At 34.0% G+C, this 18302-nt stretch carries 19 protein-coding genes; 7 read left to right on the top strand and 12 right to left on the bottom strand.

Annotated elements, in window-relative coordinates; all coding sequences use genetic code 11:
• Window positions 1-19 precede the first annotated feature (19 nt).
• On the bottom strand, window positions 20-880 hold the full coding sequence (hisG, locus tag DSM00_RS05045; protein ID WP_128756939.1) for an ATP phosphoribosyltransferase: 861 nt from the start codon (window positions 878-880) through the stop codon (window positions 20-22).
• A 268-nt stretch (window positions 881-1148) separates the two neighbouring features.
• On the opposite strand from hisG, the gene DSM00_RS05040 reads away from it, so the two are divergent.
• Together DSM00_RS05040 and DSM00_RS05035 are read left to right on the top strand one after the other, a co-directional pair.
• Window positions 1149-1859: an OmpA family protein gene (locus tag DSM00_RS05040; RefSeq protein WP_128756938.1), complete on the top strand. Its 711-nt coding sequence runs from the start codon at window positions 1149-1151 to the stop codon at window positions 1857-1859.
• A gap of 35 nt (window positions 1860-1894) precedes the next feature.
• A complete protein-coding gene (locus tag DSM00_RS05035; protein WP_128756937.1) occupies window positions 1895-2470 on the top strand; it encodes a hypothetical protein in 576 nt (191 codons plus the stop codon).
• Between the two features lie 48 nt (window positions 2471-2518).
• Here DSM00_RS05035 and DSM00_RS05030 read toward each other — a convergent pair whose 3' ends face one another.
• The 11 genes from DSM00_RS05030 to DSM00_RS04980 form a co-directional block, all read right to left on the bottom strand.
• Window positions 2519-3334, bottom strand: a complete 816-nt coding sequence (locus DSM00_RS05030) for a prohibitin family protein (RefSeq protein ID WP_128756936.1) — start codon at window positions 3332-3334, stop codon at window positions 2519-2521.
• A gap of 15 nt (window positions 3335-3349) precedes the next feature.
• On the bottom strand, window positions 3350-5383 hold the full coding sequence (locus DSM00_RS05025; protein WP_128756935.1) for a vWA domain-containing protein: 2034 nt from the start codon (window positions 5381-5383) through the stop codon (window positions 3350-3352).
• 22 nt (window positions 5384-5405) lie between these two features.
• A complete protein-coding gene (gene fabG / locus DSM00_RS05020; RefSeq protein WP_128756934.1) occupies window positions 5406-6152 on the bottom strand; it encodes a 3-oxoacyl-[acyl-carrier-protein] reductase in 747 nt (248 codons plus the stop codon).
• Between the two features lie 120 nt (window positions 6153-6272).
• Window positions 6273-7145 carry a succinate--CoA ligase subunit alpha gene (gene sucD / locus DSM00_RS05015; RefSeq protein ID WP_128756933.1) on the bottom strand — a complete coding sequence of 291 codons (873 nt, stop codon included), beginning with the start codon at window positions 7143-7145 and terminating at the stop codon, window positions 6273-6275.
• A gap of 59 nt (window positions 7146-7204) precedes the next feature.
• A complete protein-coding gene (locus DSM00_RS05010) occupies window positions 7205-7618 on the bottom strand; it encodes a nuclear transport factor 2 family protein (protein WP_128756932.1) in 414 nt (137 codons plus the stop codon).
• 1 nt (window position 7619) lies between these two features.
• The gene (locus DSM00_RS05005; protein ID WP_128756931.1) at window positions 7620-8552 is read right to left on the bottom strand and encodes a UDP-3-O-(3-hydroxymyristoyl)glucosamine N-acyltransferase; all 933 of its coding nucleotides are present in this window, start codon (window positions 8550-8552) and stop codon (window positions 7620-7622) included.
• Between the two features lie 2 nt (window positions 8553-8554).
• Window positions 8555-9121 carry an elongation factor P gene (gene efp / locus DSM00_RS05000; RefSeq protein WP_128756930.1) on the bottom strand — a complete coding sequence of 189 codons (567 nt, stop codon included), beginning with the start codon at window positions 9119-9121 and terminating at the stop codon, window positions 8555-8557.
• A 35-nt stretch (window positions 9122-9156) separates the two neighbouring features.
• Window positions 9157-9942 carry an acyl-ACP--UDP-N-acetylglucosamine O-acyltransferase gene (gene lpxA / locus DSM00_RS04995; protein WP_128756929.1) on the bottom strand — a complete coding sequence of 262 codons (786 nt, stop codon included), beginning with the start codon at window positions 9940-9942 and terminating at the stop codon, window positions 9157-9159.
• Between the two features lie 15 nt (window positions 9943-9957).
• A complete protein-coding gene (locus DSM00_RS04990; protein ID WP_128756928.1) occupies window positions 9958-11361 on the bottom strand; it encodes a bifunctional UDP-3-O-[3-hydroxymyristoyl] N-acetylglucosamine deacetylase/3-hydroxyacyl-ACP dehydratase in 1404 nt (467 codons plus the stop codon).
• The gene (gene lpxD / locus DSM00_RS04985) at window positions 11351-12379 is read right to left on the bottom strand and encodes a UDP-3-O-(3-hydroxymyristoyl)glucosamine N-acyltransferase (protein WP_128756927.1); all 1029 of its coding nucleotides are present in this window, start codon (window positions 12377-12379) and stop codon (window positions 11351-11353) included. Before lpxD ends, DSM00_RS04990 begins: the two co-directional genes overlap by 11 nt.
• A gap of 24 nt (window positions 12380-12403) precedes the next feature.
• Window positions 12404-13633, bottom strand: coding sequence for an HD domain-containing protein (locus DSM00_RS04980; protein WP_128756926.1), 1230 nt, complete (start codon window positions 13631-13633; stop codon window positions 12404-12406).
• Between the two features lie 78 nt (window positions 13634-13711).
• Here DSM00_RS04980 and porX point away from each other — a divergent pair, with 78 nt between their 5' ends.
• From porX to DSM00_RS04955, 5 genes are all read left to right on the top strand, one after another.
• Window positions 13712-15262 carry a T9SS response regulator signal transducer PorX gene (gene porX / locus DSM00_RS04975; RefSeq protein WP_128756925.1) on the top strand — a complete coding sequence of 517 codons (1551 nt, stop codon included), beginning with the start codon at window positions 13712-13714 and terminating at the stop codon, window positions 15260-15262.
• 27 nt (window positions 15263-15289) lie between these two features.
• The gene (gene tsaE / locus DSM00_RS04970; protein ID WP_128756924.1) at window positions 15290-15697 is read left to right on the top strand and encodes a tRNA (adenosine(37)-N6)-threonylcarbamoyltransferase complex ATPase subunit type 1 TsaE; all 408 of its coding nucleotides are present in this window, start codon (window positions 15290-15292) and stop codon (window positions 15695-15697) included.
• Window positions 15698-16037: 340 nt separating this feature from the next.
• Window positions 16038-16610, top strand: a complete 573-nt coding sequence (locus DSM00_RS04965; protein ID WP_206633787.1) for a hypothetical protein — start codon at window positions 16038-16040, stop codon at window positions 16608-16610.
• Between the two features lie 85 nt (window positions 16611-16695).
• Complete coding sequence (locus tag DSM00_RS04960; protein ID WP_128756923.1) at window positions 16696-17892, top strand: alanine dehydrogenase; 1197 nt, start codon at window positions 16696-16698, stop codon at window positions 17890-17892.
• A 17-nt stretch (window positions 17893-17909) separates the two neighbouring features.
• Window positions 17910-18302, top strand: coding sequence for a hypothetical protein (locus DSM00_RS04955; protein WP_128756922.1), 393 nt, complete (start codon window positions 17910-17912; stop codon window positions 18300-18302).

The following is an 18302-nucleotide window of genomic DNA, read 5'->3' as shown; positions in this document are numbered from 1 at the left end:
CCTCAATTAAATGCGATAGCTAAAGTACCATTTTTTCAATATCACTAACTAATATCCCTTGTGCACCAGCATCTTTAAGGTTATCTATAACTTCCCAAAATGCTTGCTTATCTATTACAGAGTGTACACTGCTCCAGCCTTCTTCTGCAAGCGGAAGAACCGTAGGGCTTTTCATACCCGGCAACATCTTAATAATATCATCAAGACGATCGTTAGGAGCATTTAAAAGAACATATTTATAATCTCTTCCTTTTAATACAGCTTTAAATCTAAAAAGGAGTTTATCTAAAATTTCCTGACGTTCCAGGTCTATTTTTGAAGAAACTGCAAGTACCGCTTCAGACTTCAGCATTACTTCAACTTCTTTTAAATTATTTTTAAAAAGGGTGCTTCCGCTGGAAACAATATCACAAATCGCATCAGCAAGACCAATGTTTGGAGCTATTTCTACGGAACCGTTAATAATGTGTAAATCTGCCTTTACTCCGTACTGTTCCAGATAATTTATTACAGTATTGGGATATGAAGTTGCAATTTTCTTTCCTTCAAAATCTTTTACAGATTCATATTTTGTTCCCTTTGGCACTGCAAGCGAAACACGACATTTTGAGAATCCTAATTTCTGAGCAATAGAAATATCTTCACCTTTTTCAACAAGCACATTCTCACCTAGAATAGCAATGTCAACTACACCATCCCGTAAATACTGCGGAATATCCCCATTACGTAAATAAAACACTTCAAGTGGGAAGTTTGCAGCACTAGCTTTTAATTGGTCACGACCATTGTCGATAGAGACACCACAATCTTTTAGAATTTGGAGCGATTCCTCATTCAGTCTACCAGATTTTTGAATAGCAATTCGAATTTTTTTTGTCATTTTTTGATTGTTAGGCTTGAGCCATTCAAAAACAGAAAACCCGTTTGAATGACTCAAACGGGTTACTGTTATTTATAATTTAGCTATACACAACATTTTTACCTCGCTTGAGTGCGTGAATAAAAATGATGATGATGTAAAGCTGTTCTTTTCATATGTGAAAGCGAATTTATAAAAAAATAATAGAATGTGAGCTTCTATTAATATACTTTTTAGATGTAAAGTATATTATTTAAGTTAAAGTGTTATTTTTGATTAAAAGTAGGGTATGAAAAATTTTTCGATAGCTTTTTTAGTGTTTTTAGGATGGAGTGCCATTGGTCTCTATTTTTTAAATGCAAGCGATGCTTTAAATAGAAAAAGTATTTTTAGCTCCTATGCGCCTGCAACCGAATTGGCCGGTACGGGAATAAATCTAAATGATGATGATTCTTTAAACACCCTTTCCAATAAAGGGTTAGAAGATTCAAATATAAATTCGTTTGTTGATAATAATTTAAGTCGCAGTAATGAACAGTTAATTGAAACGCTCACAAAAAATATTGAATCTAATACACAAGCTTTAGAAAAAGATAAGGAACGTTTGAGAGAAGCTCAGCTTCAATCTGGGATTAATAATAAATCTACTAATTCGCGTCGGGTGGATTATACATTTTATCCAGAATTCTCCATAGGCGGAAGAGTTGTAGATAATTTATCGTCTCAAGATTTTCTAGATTATATAAAGTTAAGGTTAGAGAAAAAACCTAAGGCAAAAGTAAAAGTCATAGGATACACAGATTATGTAGGAAGTGAAATTGACAACTATAAAGTAGCTTATAAAGAGGCCGTTCAAGTAAGAAATTATATCTTAGTACGCCTAAAATTGCCTGAAAATCAAATTTTTGCGTATTCCAAAGGTGAAAGTGATCCTATTGTTTTAAATACAAATGAATCTGAAAGAAAGAAGAATAACAGAATAGAAGTTGTAATCGAATGATACCTTATTTAATTTACATACAGAAAAATTCAGATATGATATCAATTCCTTTGATTTACATTGAGGTTTTCTTTTTAATGCTAGCGTCATTTTTGATAGGTTACTTTTTTGCTTTCTATTATCAGAAATCAAAGTACTTAAAGAAGATGAATAAGCTTCAGAAATTATTAGACTTAACCGGTACGGAAGAAGATCAAATACATAACGAACTCATTGAAGAAGTAAATGACGAGCCTTACAAGAAAGTAGCTACTCTTAAGAATCTAGCTAAACCTCCAAGAAGAAGAGCTAAATCATATCCACAATCGACAGTTAAGGATGGTCAACTTGATTTTGACCGACTGGGTCATGCAGATGAAAGCGATGCTGATAATCTTCAAAAAATTACAGGTATAGGACCTTATACTGAAGAAAAATTAAATGATATTGGCATTTTTACCTTTGATCAAATAAGCAAATTCAATTCAAGGGATATCGAAATCGTTACAGAACTTATTCAATTTTTTCCAGATCGAATTCTTAATGATCACTGGGTTTCTAAAGCCAAAATGCTTGCCGAAAGTAAACGCAAAGCGTATAAAGCGCATCCCATACGAATGAAAAAAGCATAAAAAAAGCTCCGATTTTCATCGGAGCTTTTTTGTGTTGTACTGTGAAGATCAATTATTTCCAAGTATTAGAGGCATTCCATCTTTCCCCGACCCAATTACAACTACTTTCGCATTAGTCGATTTGGCTAACATTAAGGTTGCTTCAATACCTTTATCTTTTAAGATTTGATCATTAAGCGACTGACTTAAAATTCGGTTTGCGTCAGATTTACCTTGCGCTTCAATTACTTGACGCTCTGCTTCTTTTTGCGCAGAGATTAACCTAAACTCATATTCTAAAGATTCTTGTTCTTGCTTAAGCTTTCGCTCTATAGCCTCTTTAATAGTCGCAGGAAGTGTAACATCACGCACAAGAACTTCATCAAGTTGTATATACTGATTTTTGATTATTTTCTTTGTTTCGTCAAAAATTTCAGCTTGAATAGCATCTCGCTTTGATGAATATAGCTGTTCTGGGGTATAACGACCTACGACAGATCGAGCAGCAGATCGTATGGTAGGAAGTAAAATTCTATTGAGGTAATCACCACCTATTTCCTGGTGTAATTTTCCAAGATTTTTAGCTTCCGGTTGATACCATACAGAGGCTTCTAATTTAATATCTAAACCATTAGAAGATAAAACATTCATGATTTCTTTAAGTTCTTGCCTTCTCACTTCATAAATGAAGACTTTATTCCAAGGGGCGACAATATGAAACCCTTCTCCAAGTGGTGGTTTATCTGTAACAACTCCGCCATTAAATGGTTGATAAAGCACTCCGGCTTCACCAGAGTCGATTGTAACAGCAGATTTTGCTATCAAAATGATAATAACGATTGCTCCGATAATTATCGGTATTCCTAACTTCGGTAATTTATCCATAATGTAATATTCAATTTATATAAGTCCGTTGTATTTTCTAATAAACCACTCACAAGATAAACTCGAAGCGATAATAATTAATAATATAATATAATTTATTACAGAGACATTTCTTTCTGTGGCTCGCTGCACGGGAGTATATCTATCATCGTTTAAAAGTTGATCAATCAGATCGTCTAAATGTGTAGAGGTAACAATGATCCCTTCAGATTCTTGAGCAACAAGTTTCATTTTATTATAATCTGCATTCATATTCTGATGTTCCAGATTATAAGGAATAATCGTAAATCCTCCAGAATAGGATAAGCCACTTCTCTTCTCTATCACTGAAAATGTATACGTATCTGGAGTTAAATTGGATAATGTAGCTTCAAATGCTGTTCCCTTAAAAGCAAGCGGGGATTCATAAGTTGAATCGCTACCACTAATTTTTATAGTTAATTGCGCATTAGGATCAAAAATATAATTTTGATCAAAAAATCTGGCACTTAGTTTAATTGAATTACCGCCATAATAAAAACGTTCAAAATCTACCAGTAAGCGATCTTTACGATCGTTTGAAGCTGCAAATTGAACTAATTTATCAATTAGCTTATCAAATTCTTTAAAATTAGCTTCAGCGATAAAATTCTGCATTCTCCATTGATGAATACCTGTTCCAAATAAATAGACCTCTTTTCTACCCGCTAGAGTTGTTACTCCCAATAACGGATTTTTAGTCGCTACTCCATTTATTCTTTGATACGCTAATATATCGCTTTGACCCGAAATTTTTACAGTTCCGAACTGAGCTTGAATAGGCGGATAATTTTTAAGGTCTAAATCCTCAAGTTGAAATGTTGAGAAATCTTTATTGAGTAGCGGCTGAACCTCTTCAGTTTGATTATTTAATGGTAAAGAAACAACCTTTTGAATGGTATTAAAGAAGCGCCGATTAGTTGCTTTGCCAGCTATTATAAATCTGTTTTTATTAAGCTTATTTAATTCGTTATATATATTTTCAAATTGCGAATCAGGTTCAAATAAGATAATTAAATCGTAGGCGTTTATGTCTGTAGATTTAACGGAGTTAATATTTTTTATATCTGCTGATCTCAACTGATTTTGCTCAATACTTTTTTTCAAAGTACCCAAATCAGGATGTAATACAGAATAAGTAATTAAAATCTTAGAGCGCTGATCTATAACTTCAACAGCAAAATTTATGGTGTTATTAACTGTATTTTTTTCGTTACTCAGACCAGTAATAGTAGCTGTATAATTTTGAATACCTATTTCTGATGCTTTTAAATGAAAATTAAATTTTTTCGAGTTTGAACTTTCTGAATATAAGTGCATTTCCGTATATACAACAGAGCCTTTATGCTTTACAGTCAAAATCGCATTTACCTGTTGCACACCTTGATAGCTGGTTGTAATTTCGACTGGAAATTCATTTTTGAGATAGGCGTACTTATTTACGTTTGTACGTAGAATACTTAAATCTTCATATTGAGTTGTATCGCCAACAACGACAAAATTGAGAGGTGTCTTTTTTAAGGAAGTATTGCTATAACGGTAGTTAGCACCCAAATTTGAATTACCATCTGAAATTAAAATAGGGATATAGGAATCATCCTTGTAGATTTTTGATAATCTCGAAATAGCATTAGCTACATCTGTTGTATTCTCTAAAAAATCCAAACTATCAAGAACTTGTAACTCGCCACCAAATTTGTACGTATCAATTTCAAAACGCTTATTTAAACGCTTGTCATTAATAAGTTTGTTGACCAACGACTTAACTCCACTTTTAGCTCTTAAGTATTCTATAGATTCTGAATTATCTACAGCAAGAGCAAGTTTTGGTTTAATTGTAGTGTACGTTACCTGTTTAATTTCAGGATTTAATAGAAGAAGTAGAATTGTAAAAATTGATAAAAATCTAAGACTACTTAAAATATATCTTAAATTTCTGGAACGTTCAGGTTTATAGAAATAAAAAAATATGGCAGTAATCAACGCTATTACCCCAATGAGGATAATATATAAAATTGTTGATACTGCCATATATATAATATCTATCTAAAATTTAGGTAAGCATACCTCCATCTACTTGTAAAACCTGGCCGGTAATATAAGCACTCATATCGCTTCCTAGGAAAACGCAAGCATTTGCAATGTCTTCTGTAGATCCACCTCTTTTAAGAGGAATAGCATCTCGCCAACCAGCAACTGTTTTCTCATCCAGTTTTGCAGTCATTTCAGTTTCTATAAAACCAGGAGCTACAACATTTGTTCGTATGTTACGAGAACCTAACTCTAAAGCCATAGACTTTGAGAAACCTATTATACCGGCTTTAGAAGCCGCATAATTAGCTTGTCCTGCATTGCCTTTAACACCTACTACAGAACTCATATTAATAATACTGCCATAGCGTTGTTTAAGCATAGTACGTTGTACTGCTTTGGTCATATTAAAAATAGACTTTAGGTTAACCTCAATAACCTGATCAAAATCTGCTTCACTCATACGCATAAGCAAATTATCTTTTGTAATACCAGCATTATTTACGAGTATGTCAATACTCTCAAAATCTTCACTTATTTGCTTGATTAACTCTTGACAATCTTCAAATGAAGCTGCATTTGATTTATAAGCCTTTGCCTTTACTCCTAATGCGATAAGTTCTTTTTCTAGGTCTTCTGCAGGACCGGCAGATGAGCTGTAAGTAAAAGCAACGTTAGCTCCATTTTGAGCAAAAACTTTAGCGATACCATTTCCTATTCCACGGCTGGCACCTGTTATTATTGTATTTTTTCCTTCTAAAAGTTTCATTCTAATTTTATTGAATGGTTATTTTCTACGAACGTAAGTAAATATAGCAAACTTGAGGTGTTTGCGCATAAAAAAACCGACACATTGCGTGCCGGTTTTTCAAGTATCTTGAAAATTAGATTAAGCTAAAAGTTCAGCAACCTTTTTTCCTATTTCAGCTGGAGAATCTACAACGTGAACTCCACATTCTCTTAATATTTTTTTCTTGTCTGCAGCAGACTCACCTTCACCCGAAACAATTGCACCTGCGTGACCCATTGTTCTTCCAGCAGGAGCGGTTTCACCTGCTATAAATCCAATTACCGGCTTTGTTGTACCACTAGCCTTTATCCAGCGTGCAGCCTCTGCCTCTAATTGACCACCTATTTCACCAATCATAACCACTGCATCGGTATCAGGATCATTAATTAATAATTCAACAGCTTCTTTAGTTGTCGTTCCAATTATTGGATCCCCACCAATACCTATTGCCGTTGTAATACCTAGACCTTGCTTCACTACCTGATCAGCAGCTTCGTATGTAAGTGTTCCTGATTTTGAAACAATACCAACTTTTCCTTTTTTGAATACAAAGCCAGGCATAATTCCCACTTTAGCTTCACCGGGAGTAATAACACCAGGACAATTAGGACCTATTAACCTACAGTCAATATTCTTTATATAATTTGAAGCCTTTATCATATCTGATACAGGAATACCTTCAGTAATTGTAATAATTACCTTAATCCCAGCGTCAGCAGACTCCATAATTGCATCTGCAGCAAATGCAGGTGGTACAAAGATAATAGACACATCTGCTCCTGTTTCTTTAACAGCTTCAGAAACTGTATTAAATACAGGCTTATCAAGGTGCTTTTGACCACCTTTCCCAGGTGTTACACCACCAACTACATTAGTGCCGTAATCTATCATTTGACCTGCGTGAAATGTACCTTCACTACCGGTAAAACCTTGTACAATAATTTTGGAATCTTTATTTACTAAAACGCTCATGAGTTGTTTGAATTTTGTGGTACAAAAGTAATTTTTTATGGGAGAACCCTAAAGGAATTTTAAGACTTTATACGTATGTGTGCATCTAAATTTTGAGGATCCTGATCACTAGGTTGACTTATTTGATATCCCTTATAGAGCAAACCATCTTTAAGTTCCCAGATTGCCATAAAATGAATAATCCCCACTTCTTCTTCAGGATTTTCTACAGTTCTAATGTAGTAAGTTAATCGTATAGATACCTGATTATCTTCAGCCATTAAATGGGTAATAGAAGAACGTAAAGACACAAATGATTTGCCCATTTCTGATGACATATCAGAAATGTCCTTATAGGTCATCTTTGAAAAACCAGTAGATGCATTCCAGTATAATTCTGCATCCTTATGTAAATATTTTTTTAAAACACTTGAATCATTAAAAAAGTCTGACTCATATAAACCTCTTACGAGATCTTTAGCTGATTTACTCATTTTACTTTTTTATTTGTTCTAGAATATAGGGTATTTGACGAATAGAAGCCAATTCCCTGAATTTTTTCTTGCTATCCTCTGCAGGTGAGCCTAAATAAGATTTACCTCCATCTAAAGTTCTGCCTACTCCACTTTGCCCAAATATAACGGCTTTTTCTTTAATAGTCACTCCACTAGCTACGCCTACCTGACCCCAGATTACGACATCATTTTCAACCACAACACAACCTGCTATCCCGGTTTGAGCAGCGATAAGCACCTGCTCTCCTATTTGTGTATCGTGACCTATATGTACCTGATTATCTAATTTAGATCCTCGACCTATAATTGTATCTCCAGATACACCTTTATCTATAGTACAAGCGGCACCAACATCAACAAAATCTTTAATAATTACACGACCTCCGGAAAGTAATTTATCAAAACCTGTATCTCTCTTTTTATAATAAAAAGCATCAGCTCCCAATATAGTTCCCGAGTGTATAGTCACATTATTCCCAATGATTGTATTGTCATAGATAGTAACCCCTGCATGAAGCATACAATTATCTCCTATCTCTACATTATTACCAATGAAACAATTAGGCTGAATTACAGAATTAGTGCCAATCCTAGCTGATTCTGAAATTGCACTAGTCGCTTTTTGAAAAGGCTTAAAGTATTTAGTTAACTTATTAAAATCTCGAAACGGATCATCAGAAATTAGCAATGCTTTACCTGCCGGGCACTCAACTTTTTTATTTATTAATACAATTGTAGCTGCAGATTGAAGAGCCTTATCATAATATTTAGGATGATCTACAAAAACAATATCACCCGGTTCAACAACGTGAATTTCATTGATGCCAGTTACAGGAAAATCAGCAGCTCCTACATATTCTACATTGAGAATTGTGGCAATTTGCTCTAGGGTATGTTTTTGAGGAAATTTCAAAACTATTCTTTAATTCGCTCCTTATATGTTCCTTTTTCAGTCTCAATCTTAATTTTATCCCCTTCATTTATAAATAAAGGAACATTAACTTCCGCACCTGTTTCTACAGTTGCAGGCTTTGTTGCATTTGTGGCTGTATTACCTTTTAAACCAGGTTCGGTTGCAGTAACTGTAAGAATAACGTGCGCAGGCATATCTACAGAAAGTGGCATATTATCTTCTGTATTAATAGCAATTGTAACTACCTCTCCTTCTTTTAATAATCCCGGTTGATCTAATGCAGATTCTAATAATCTGATTTGAGTATAATCTTCTGTATTCATAAAATGATACCACTCGCCGTCGTTATATAAGAATTGAAATCCTTTAGTTTCTACACGTACTTCATCAATCTTGTGACCTGCAGAAAATGTGTTATCTAGTACTTTTCCGTTAGTAACACTTTTTAATTTCGTTCTTACAAATGCAGGTCCCTTTCCAGGTTTAACGTGTAAAAATTCAATTATTTTATAAATATCGTGATTGTAATGAATACACATTCCATTACGTATATCTGATGTATTTGCCATAAATTTTAGTTCTTATTCCTTATAATAAGGAACTTTTAATTAGTTGTAAAATAACCTTTCATAATACCACGCTGTGAATTACGTATAAACTGAAGTATCTCGTCTCGCTCTGGAGTTGCTTCCATTTCTACTTCAATAATATTAACAGCTTGCGTATTGTTATAATTTTTCTGATATAAGATTCTGTAAATATCTTGTATCTCTCTTATTTTTTCGGTTGTAAATCCTCTTCTTCGCAATCCTATAGAGTTGATACCTACATATGATAACGGCTCTCTACCCGCTTTTACATAAGGAGGAACATCTTTACGCACTAATGAGCCACCTGTCACAAATGCATGATTACCTATTGTGCAAAATTGTTGCACAGCAGCCATACCTGCTAGAACAACATGATCCCCTACTGTAATATGACCAGCTAAAGTACTGTTATTTGAAAATATGCAATTATCACCTACAATACAATCGTGGGCAATATGACAATAAGCCATAATCCAACAGTTATTACCTATCTGTGTTTTCATTCTATCTGAAGTACCTCTGTTGATTGTAACACACTCTCTAATTGTTGTATTATCACCAATTATTGTAACAGTATCTTCGTCTTCAAACTTCTTATCTTGAGGAACAGCAGATATAACCGCTCCTGGAAATATATTTACATTTTTGCCTATTCTGGCACCTTCCATTATGGTAACATTAGATCCTATCCAGCTACCTTCACCGATTACAACATTATTATTGATTGTTGTAAACGGTTCAATCACTACATTTTTAGCGATTTTAGCTCCAGGATGTACGTATGCTAAGGGTTGATTCATAAATCTTTTCTTTCTTTACTTGACTTTAACAATCTGAGCCATTAGTTCTGCTTCAGATACTAATTTTCCATTAACATAGGCATTACCCTGCATATGACAGATACCACGACGTATTGGAGATAGTAAAACTAATTTAAAAATAAGTGTATCTCCCGGTAGGACTTGCTGTTTAAACCTCACATTATCAATTTTCATAAAATAAGTAAGGTAATTTTCAGGGTCAGGAACCGTACTAAGTACCAAAATTCCACCTGTTTGAGCCATTGCTTCTACTTGCAGTACACCGGGCATAACTGGGGCTCCCGGAAAGTGACCTACAAAGAATGGTTCGTTCATAGTCACATTCTTTAGTCCGATAACATGGTTGTCAGAAATCTCTAAAATTTTGTCAACTAGCAAAAAAGGTGGCCTATGTGGTAACATCGCCATGATGTCATTCACATCTTTAACCGGTGGTTTAGTTAAATCAAAAACAGGTATATTATTTCGTTTTTCTGTCTTTATTATTTTCTTCAGTTTTTTTGCAAACTCTGTATTCACGTGATGTCCTGGTTTATTGGCGATAACTTTACCTTTAATAGGCATACCAACTAAAGCTAAATCTCCAATAACATCCAGCAATTTATGTCGTGCTGCTTCATTAGGATGATTAAGAGTGAGATTATCTAAAATACCATTAGACTTAACCGAAATAGAATCTTTATTAAAAGCCTTTCTAAGTTTTGCCATCGTTTCCTCAGACAATTCTTTATCTACATAAACTATGGCGTTATTAAGATCTCCTCCTTTTATCAACCCATGCTCCAATAACATTTCAATTTCATGTAAAAAACTGAATGTTCTTGAATCTGAAATTTGATCTTTAAATTCGGTTATACTCTTAATACTGGCATTTTGAGTGCCAAGAATTTTTGTACCAAAATCAACCATTGTTGTAAGTTGATATTCATCTGCAGGCATCAGGATAATTTCGCTTCCTGTCTTCTCATCGAGATAGCTTATAACCTCTGTCACAACAAATTCTTCTCTACAAGCTTCTTGCTCCACAAGCCCTACTTTCTCAAGAGCTTCTACAAAAAACTTAGAAGAACCGTCCATAATAGGTGGCTCAGGAGAATCCATTTCTAAGCAAATATTGTCTATTCCTAGCCCTACACAAGCAGCAAGAACGTGTTCACTTGTTTGAATATGAACACCTAGTTTTTCTAGGTTAGTACCACGTTGTGTATTTACAACGTAATCTGCATTTGCCTCAATTATAGGTTGACCTTCAATATCTATACGTTTAAAATACATTCCTGTATTTTCTTCTGATGGCTTAAATGTTAGTGTAACATTTTTACCTGTATGTAAACCAACGCCGGTCAGGGAAACCTCACCGGCGATTGTTTTCTGCTTTCCTTCAGCTTTACTTATCATTGGACTTTTGTTTTTCCAAATTATTTATTTGTTGAACCAGACTTGGTAAATTTTTAAAATGAACGTATGATTTATTGTAATCACTATAGGCTAAAGCTGGAGAACCTTGTACGGTCTCATCATCTTTTAAATTACGGCCTATTCCTGATTGCGCTTGAATTTTTACACGATCTCCTATAGTAAGATGACCCACTATTCCTACCTGACCGCCTATTCGGCAAAATTTGCCAATTTTAGTTGAACCTGCAATTCCTGTTTGAGCAGCAATTGCTGTATGCTCTCCTATTTCTACGTTGTGGGCAATTTGTATTTGATTATCGAGTTTTACACCTTTTCTTATTATCGTAGAACCTAATGTAGCCCTATCAATTGATGTTCCTGCTCCTATATCCACATGATCTTCAATAATAACATTTCCTATCTGCGGAACTCGGCTAAATACTCCAGATTCATCAGGAGAAAATCCAAAACCATCTGCTCCTATAACCACACCACTATGTGCATAAACGGTATCCCCAAGGATGCAATCTGAATAAATTTTTACACCAGAAAATAAAACGCAATTATCTCCTATTACACAATTGTCCCCAATATAGACATTAGGGTAAATTTTAACGTTGTCTCCTATTCTAACATTGTCTCCAATATGACTGAAAGCACCAAGATAAATATTATCTCCGTATTTAGCACTTTCAGAAATATATACGGGATTCTCTATTCCTGATTTATTTAATTTGACCTGATTGTAATATTCCAATAATTTTGAAAATGCTTTATAAGCATTCTCTACACGAATAAGTGTAATAGAAATATCATGTTCAGGTTGAAAATCATGGTCGACTATAGCTATAGTAGCTTTAGTCTTATATATATAAGGCGTGTATTTAAGATTGGCTAAAAATGTTAGCGACCCTTCAGTTCCTTCTTCTATCTTAGAAAGTTTAGAAACTTCTGCATTTGGGTCTCCATCAACTGAGCCTTCTAAAATCCCTGCAATCTGTTCGGCGGTAAATTTCATCTTGACAAAAATAGAAAAAAAGCCTTAATTTAAATGCTTAGGGTAGCATATATAGTTTTTTGTAATCACCTTGGATAAGGCTTTGAGACTAAGTTGATCGCTTGCGGCCACAACATCTATAACCTTTCCTTTTCTGGTTAATATGTTTATTGCTTCTTTTTTAAGAGTATAAGCTTGATTTGAGATTGTACCCGTAAAAACAAAAAAGTCTACTTCGTGGTCACTTAGTTTAAACATTTTTTTTGCACGCTGTCTTTCTGCTTCTATGAAATCTTTAGCAAAAGGTTTCTTTTTGATTTTAATTCTAGGAAGGTTTCTGTATATGATTATTTGAGACAACCTGCTCAAAACGTAGTCCTCGTGATCACACCAGGTTTTCATCGCAGAAACAATATCATAATCATCAAGAGCCGAAAATATATCAAGTGCCTGAGTATTAAAAACACCTTCTGCATTTTTTTTCTTTAAAAAAAAGGACAAAGGTTTACTAGCTTCTAATGCTACACCCTTATTGGTAAGTTCTTTTGCACGTTTTAAAACACGAACTAAGACTTGCTCTGCAACTAGGCTTGTTTTATGCAGGTAAACTTGCCAGTACATTAATCTACGGGCTACTAAAAATTTTTCGATAGTATAAATTCCTTTTTCCTCAATCATTAACACATCATCTTTTACATTCAGCATAGCTAGAATGCGATCTGTGTTAATATTACCTTCTGCCATACCAGTATAGAAGCTATCTCTTTTTAAATAGTCGGTACGATCCATATCTAATTGTCCTGAGACAAGCTGATGCAAAAATGGTCTGTGATAGTCTCCTTTGAAGATCCTTAAGGCAAGGGTTAAACTTCCGTTAAACTCCGCATTCAAAGTTTCCATAAATTGAAGGGATATTTGCTCATGATGCACCTCTTCTACGATACTATTTTCCATAGCATGAGAAAAAGGACCGTGCCCTATATCGTGTAACAATATCGCGATCATTGTTGCTTCTTTTTCCTCTGCAGATATCATAACACCTTTCTCAACAAGCTTTTCAAGGGCTTTTTGCATAATGTGCAAACATCCTATCGCATGATGAAAACGTGTGTGATGTGCACCTGGATAAACTAGATATGACAAACCCATTTGTGAGATACGCCTCAATCGCTGAAAATATTTATGCTGTATTAAGTCAAATATGAGTCCTTTGGGTATAGTAATAAACCCATATATAGGGTCGTTAATTATCGTAAGTTTGTGGCTGGTCTTCAAACAGAAATCCTTTTAATTGAATAAAACTTCGCGTGTTACAATTGGAGTTTAAACCAATTATATAACAAATATACTATTATGAATACTATAAAGATACTTTGGGTAGATGATGAAATCGATTTACTCAAACCACATATACTTTTTTTAGAAAAGAAAAATTACCACGTTTCAACCTGTCAAAGTGGTACTGAAGCTATTGAACTTGTAGAAGAAGAAAATTTTGATATTGTTTTTCTCGATGAAAACATGCCGGGATTAACGGGTTTAGAGACGCTTAGCGAAATTAAAGCCAAGCGAGATACCTTACCAGTTATTATGATAACTAAAAGTGAGGAAGAATATATTATGGAAGAAGCGATAGGATCAAAAATTGCTGATTACCTTATTAAACCAGTTAATCCGAATCAGATTTTATTGAGTTTAAAGAAAAATCTAGACACAAGTAGATTAGTTTCTGAAAAGACAACTCTCAACTACCAACAAGAATTTAGAAAAATTGCGATGGATATGGCTCAGGTAAACTCTTTTGAGTCTTGGGCAGAACTGTATCAAAAATTGATTTATTGGGAATTAGAATTAGAAAACATAGAAGATCAAAGTATGCAGGAAATACTTGAATCTCAAAAGACTGAAGCTAATAATCAATTTTTTAAATTTATAGAGCGTAATTATGAAGATTGGTTTTCAGAAGAAGAAAAACCAACAATGTCTCATACCCTATTTAAAGAAAGAATTGCCCCTCATCTAACAGATAGCGACGCTCCAGTCTTACTTATTGTGATAGACAACCTTAGATACGATCAGTGGAAATCATTTGAGCCTATCATAAATAATTATTACAAAAAGGAGAGTGAAAGCACGTATTACAGCATTCTACCCACAGCTACGCAGTATGCACGTAATGCTATTTTCTCAGGTTTGATGCCAAGTGATATGGAAAAGAGACATCCAGATCTCTGGTTGAATGATACCGAAGATGGTGGTAAAAATATGAATGAGGATAAGTTTTTAGAAGCACAATTAAAACGTCTCGGTTTAAACTTAAAATGGGAATATCATAAAATCACGAACTTAAAAAGTGGTAAGAAGTTAGTCGAAAACTTCAATTCATTAAAAAATAATGATCTCACCGTTCTGGTTTACAATTTTGTGGACATGTTAAGTCACAGTAAAACTGAAATGGAGGTTATAAAAGAACTTGCATCAAATGATAAGTCTTACAGATCACTTACTGAAAGTTGGTTTAAAAACTCTCCCCTTTTAGAGATGATTCAAAAATCTCAACAATTAGGATTTAAGATTATACTTACTACAGACCACGGAACTATTAATGTGAAAAATCCTTCAAAAGTAATAGGAGATAAAAACACAAGCCTTAACCTAAGGTACAAAACAGGTCGTAGTCTTACTTATGAAGATAAAGACGTGTTAGCTGCTAAAGATCCTAAAGCTATTCATCTTCCATCTATTAATATGAGTAGCTCATTTATATTTGCAAAGGGAGATCTGTTTTTTGCATATCCTAATAACTATAATCATTATGTGAGCTATTATAGAAATTCATACCAACACGGGGGAGTTTCTCTCGAAGAAATGGTAATTCCTTTTGTTGTATTAAATCCGAGATAGGTAGAACTGCATAAAATATTTGTAAAAATGGAACTAACGTATGATTTAACCCAAGTTGATGAGGTTGCAGATTCAATACTAAAGCATGCAGAACATAAGATCATTCTCTTTCACGGAGATCTTGGTGCGGGTAAAACTACATTAATAAAAAGCTTAGTATCTAAGTTAGGATCTGAAGATACTGTATCAAGCCCTACATTTTCTATAGTTAATGAATATGCAACAACAGATAATAACGTAATTCTTCATTTTGATTTGTACAGATTAAACAGTGAAGAAGAAGCTTATGATATTGGAATTGAAGAATATTTAGAACGTGACTGTTGGAAATTTATTGAATGGCCAGAAAGAATTAACATTTTTAATACATTTGCCGTTCATTCGGCGACAATTATTTCGGTGAATGAAAGTATGCGCAGATTAAAATTTAATTGAAATGTTAAAATTAAAAATTTCTTGAATATGCTATAAGTAAGTTTTTTCTTACTAGCTTTCATTTCACAATGATAGAATGATTTTATTTTCAGATAAAGTTATAATTGTTAACTTAGTTCTAAATTAATAGAAGAATTTAATTTCTTCATAGGATTTAATGGCCTGCGAAAGTAGGTATTATTTTGAATTATGTATTGTGTTCTGTGTTGAGCATCTTTGTATCAACAAATCATTAACACTCAAACACATTACATTATGAAAATCAAAGCTTTACTCCTAGGTCTTTTAATTGCAGGCGCAACAGCAGTTACTTACTCAGTACAAAATGACAATGCAGATTATGCAGCAAAAAAAATCGAAAAAAGTAGGATCATCGTCCCTAGTCGCGGGTAGTATTATAGCGGCCATTCTAGTGGCCTCACCCTATTTTTTTTACTTATATGAAGGTTTCCCAGACGATCAAGTTTGGGAAACCTCTTTTTTTGGTCTTAATTTAAAATATGATAGTACCTATTATAAAAGTATTTATGTAGTTGCTTGGACGCTTTCGGGGAAAATAATTCCTTTTGTATTTATGCTTATATGGTTTTTTACGTGTAAGCATTGGTGGTATCATGCGATATTGATACCTATTTTAATGTTTGCTTTTCAGATTTATTCTACACTTAATGATGATTTATCATTTGTCGATAGTAATGAAATTTTCTTTTTGGCACCACTAATTTTTATTATGCTAATCTTTAGTTATGGTATTAGAATGAAAATTTTTGATCGTATTCATAATATAGATCTTACTGAGCTAGAGCGTGTTTCTTTAAAAGGTGATATTAAAGATGAAGATGGATTATCTAATCAATATGAAGATGATGACGAAGATGATGATGAAGATGATGAACCATTATTTATGGGTTAATCCAACTTCGACAATCAAAATTCTACATCTTTTTTTCTTATTATATTTTACGTATTTTGATAACTAGAATACGATAAACATTCAGATGATTTCAAATAGTCCGTTTACCCGGGAAGAACTACTTCCTCAAGAAGAAAAACTGGAAATTGAACAGCGAAAAGGTTCGTTGTTTATAGGTATTCCTAAAGAAAATCATTTTCAAGAAAAGCGGGTGTGTCTTACTCCAGATGCTGTAGGAGCTTTAGTAGCTCACGGTCATCGCGTGCTTATGGAAACAAATGCCGGCGAAGATGCTCGGTTTTCTGATCACGATTATTCTGAAGCTGGTGCAGAAATCACGTCTGATAAGGCTAAGGTCTTTGGGTGTCCTATGGTTCTTAAAGTAGAACCCCCATCCCTGGAAGAATTAGATTTAATAAATCCGCAAACTGTAATAATATCAGCACTTCAACTTAAAACTCAAAAAAAGGAATATTTTAAAGTTTTAGCTACAAAACGTATTACTGCACTTGCTTTTGAATTTATAAAAGATGCAGATGGTACCTACCCTGCTGTTCGTGCTTTGAGTGAAATTGCCGGTACCGCTTCTATTTTATTGGCATCAGAATTAATGTCCAGACAAAATCAAGGTAACGGATTGATGTTTGGTAATATTAGCGGTGTTCCTCCTACAGAAGTTGTAATTGTAGGCGCAGGGACCGTTGGTGAATTTGCTACACGATCTGCTTTAGGTCTTGGAGCTAACGTAAAGGTTTTTGATAACTCGCTTACAAAATTACGTACGCTACAAGTAAATGTGGGTCGACCCATTTATACTTCTACCATTCAGCCAAAAAATTTATTGAAAGCACTTAGACGTTGTGATGTTGCTATAGGAGCCGTACGTGGTAAAGATCGTTCACCGGTTATTGTCACCGAATCTATGATCGAGTTTATGAAGCCGGGTTCTATTATCATAGATGTAAGTATTGATATGGGTGGTTGTTTTGAAACCAGCGAAGTAACTACTCATGATAAACCTACATTCGTTAAACACGGAGTTATTCATTATTGTGTGCCTAATATTCCTTCTAGATATGCACGTACCTCCTCAATATCAATTAGTAACATTTTCACTCCTTATCTTTTAGAAATAGGTGAACACGGCGGATTGGAAAATAGCTTACGTATGAATAAAGGTTTAAAAAATGGATTGTATTTTTACCGCGGAATTCTTACCAGTAAATCTGTTGCAGATTGGTTTGATCTTCCTTTTAGAGATATAAATCTCTTGTTTTTTTAAACTTTATATAACTACTTATGAGAGTATTACACAGAACCGGCTATTACCTAGGAGGTTTTTCTATAGGCCTCGTTTTATTAGCCTTTTTTGTTAAGGGAAGTGGTGTTGAACTGCCTTCCTGCGATTATATGCCAAATGCACGAGTTTTAAAAACCATACGTAACAATGGCTATACACTTTCTGAAAATGCAGAACAACAATTAAAAGCTCTTCAACTAGATACCACAGATTTAAATATTCTTTTCCTAGAAGGTGAAGTTGATTTTGATAAAAGTGATACGCGTAGAGAGCCCTGTGGTTTTTACAGTATATATTCTCAAAAATCAGTAGAATTACCTATCACTGCTAGCTTAGAGAATTGTGATGAGAAATTTACGGTTCTAAATATTGAAAAAAAAATAGGCAGTTAA

It is taken from the genome of Leeuwenhoekiella aequorea, assembly GCF_004104375.1.
Taxonomy (GTDB): domain Bacteria; phylum Bacteroidota; class Bacteroidia; order Flavobacteriales; family Flavobacteriaceae; genus Leeuwenhoekiella; species Leeuwenhoekiella aequorea.
Note: the sequence above shows the minus strand (reverse complement) of the source record. Positions and strands in the feature narration are given on the sequence as shown.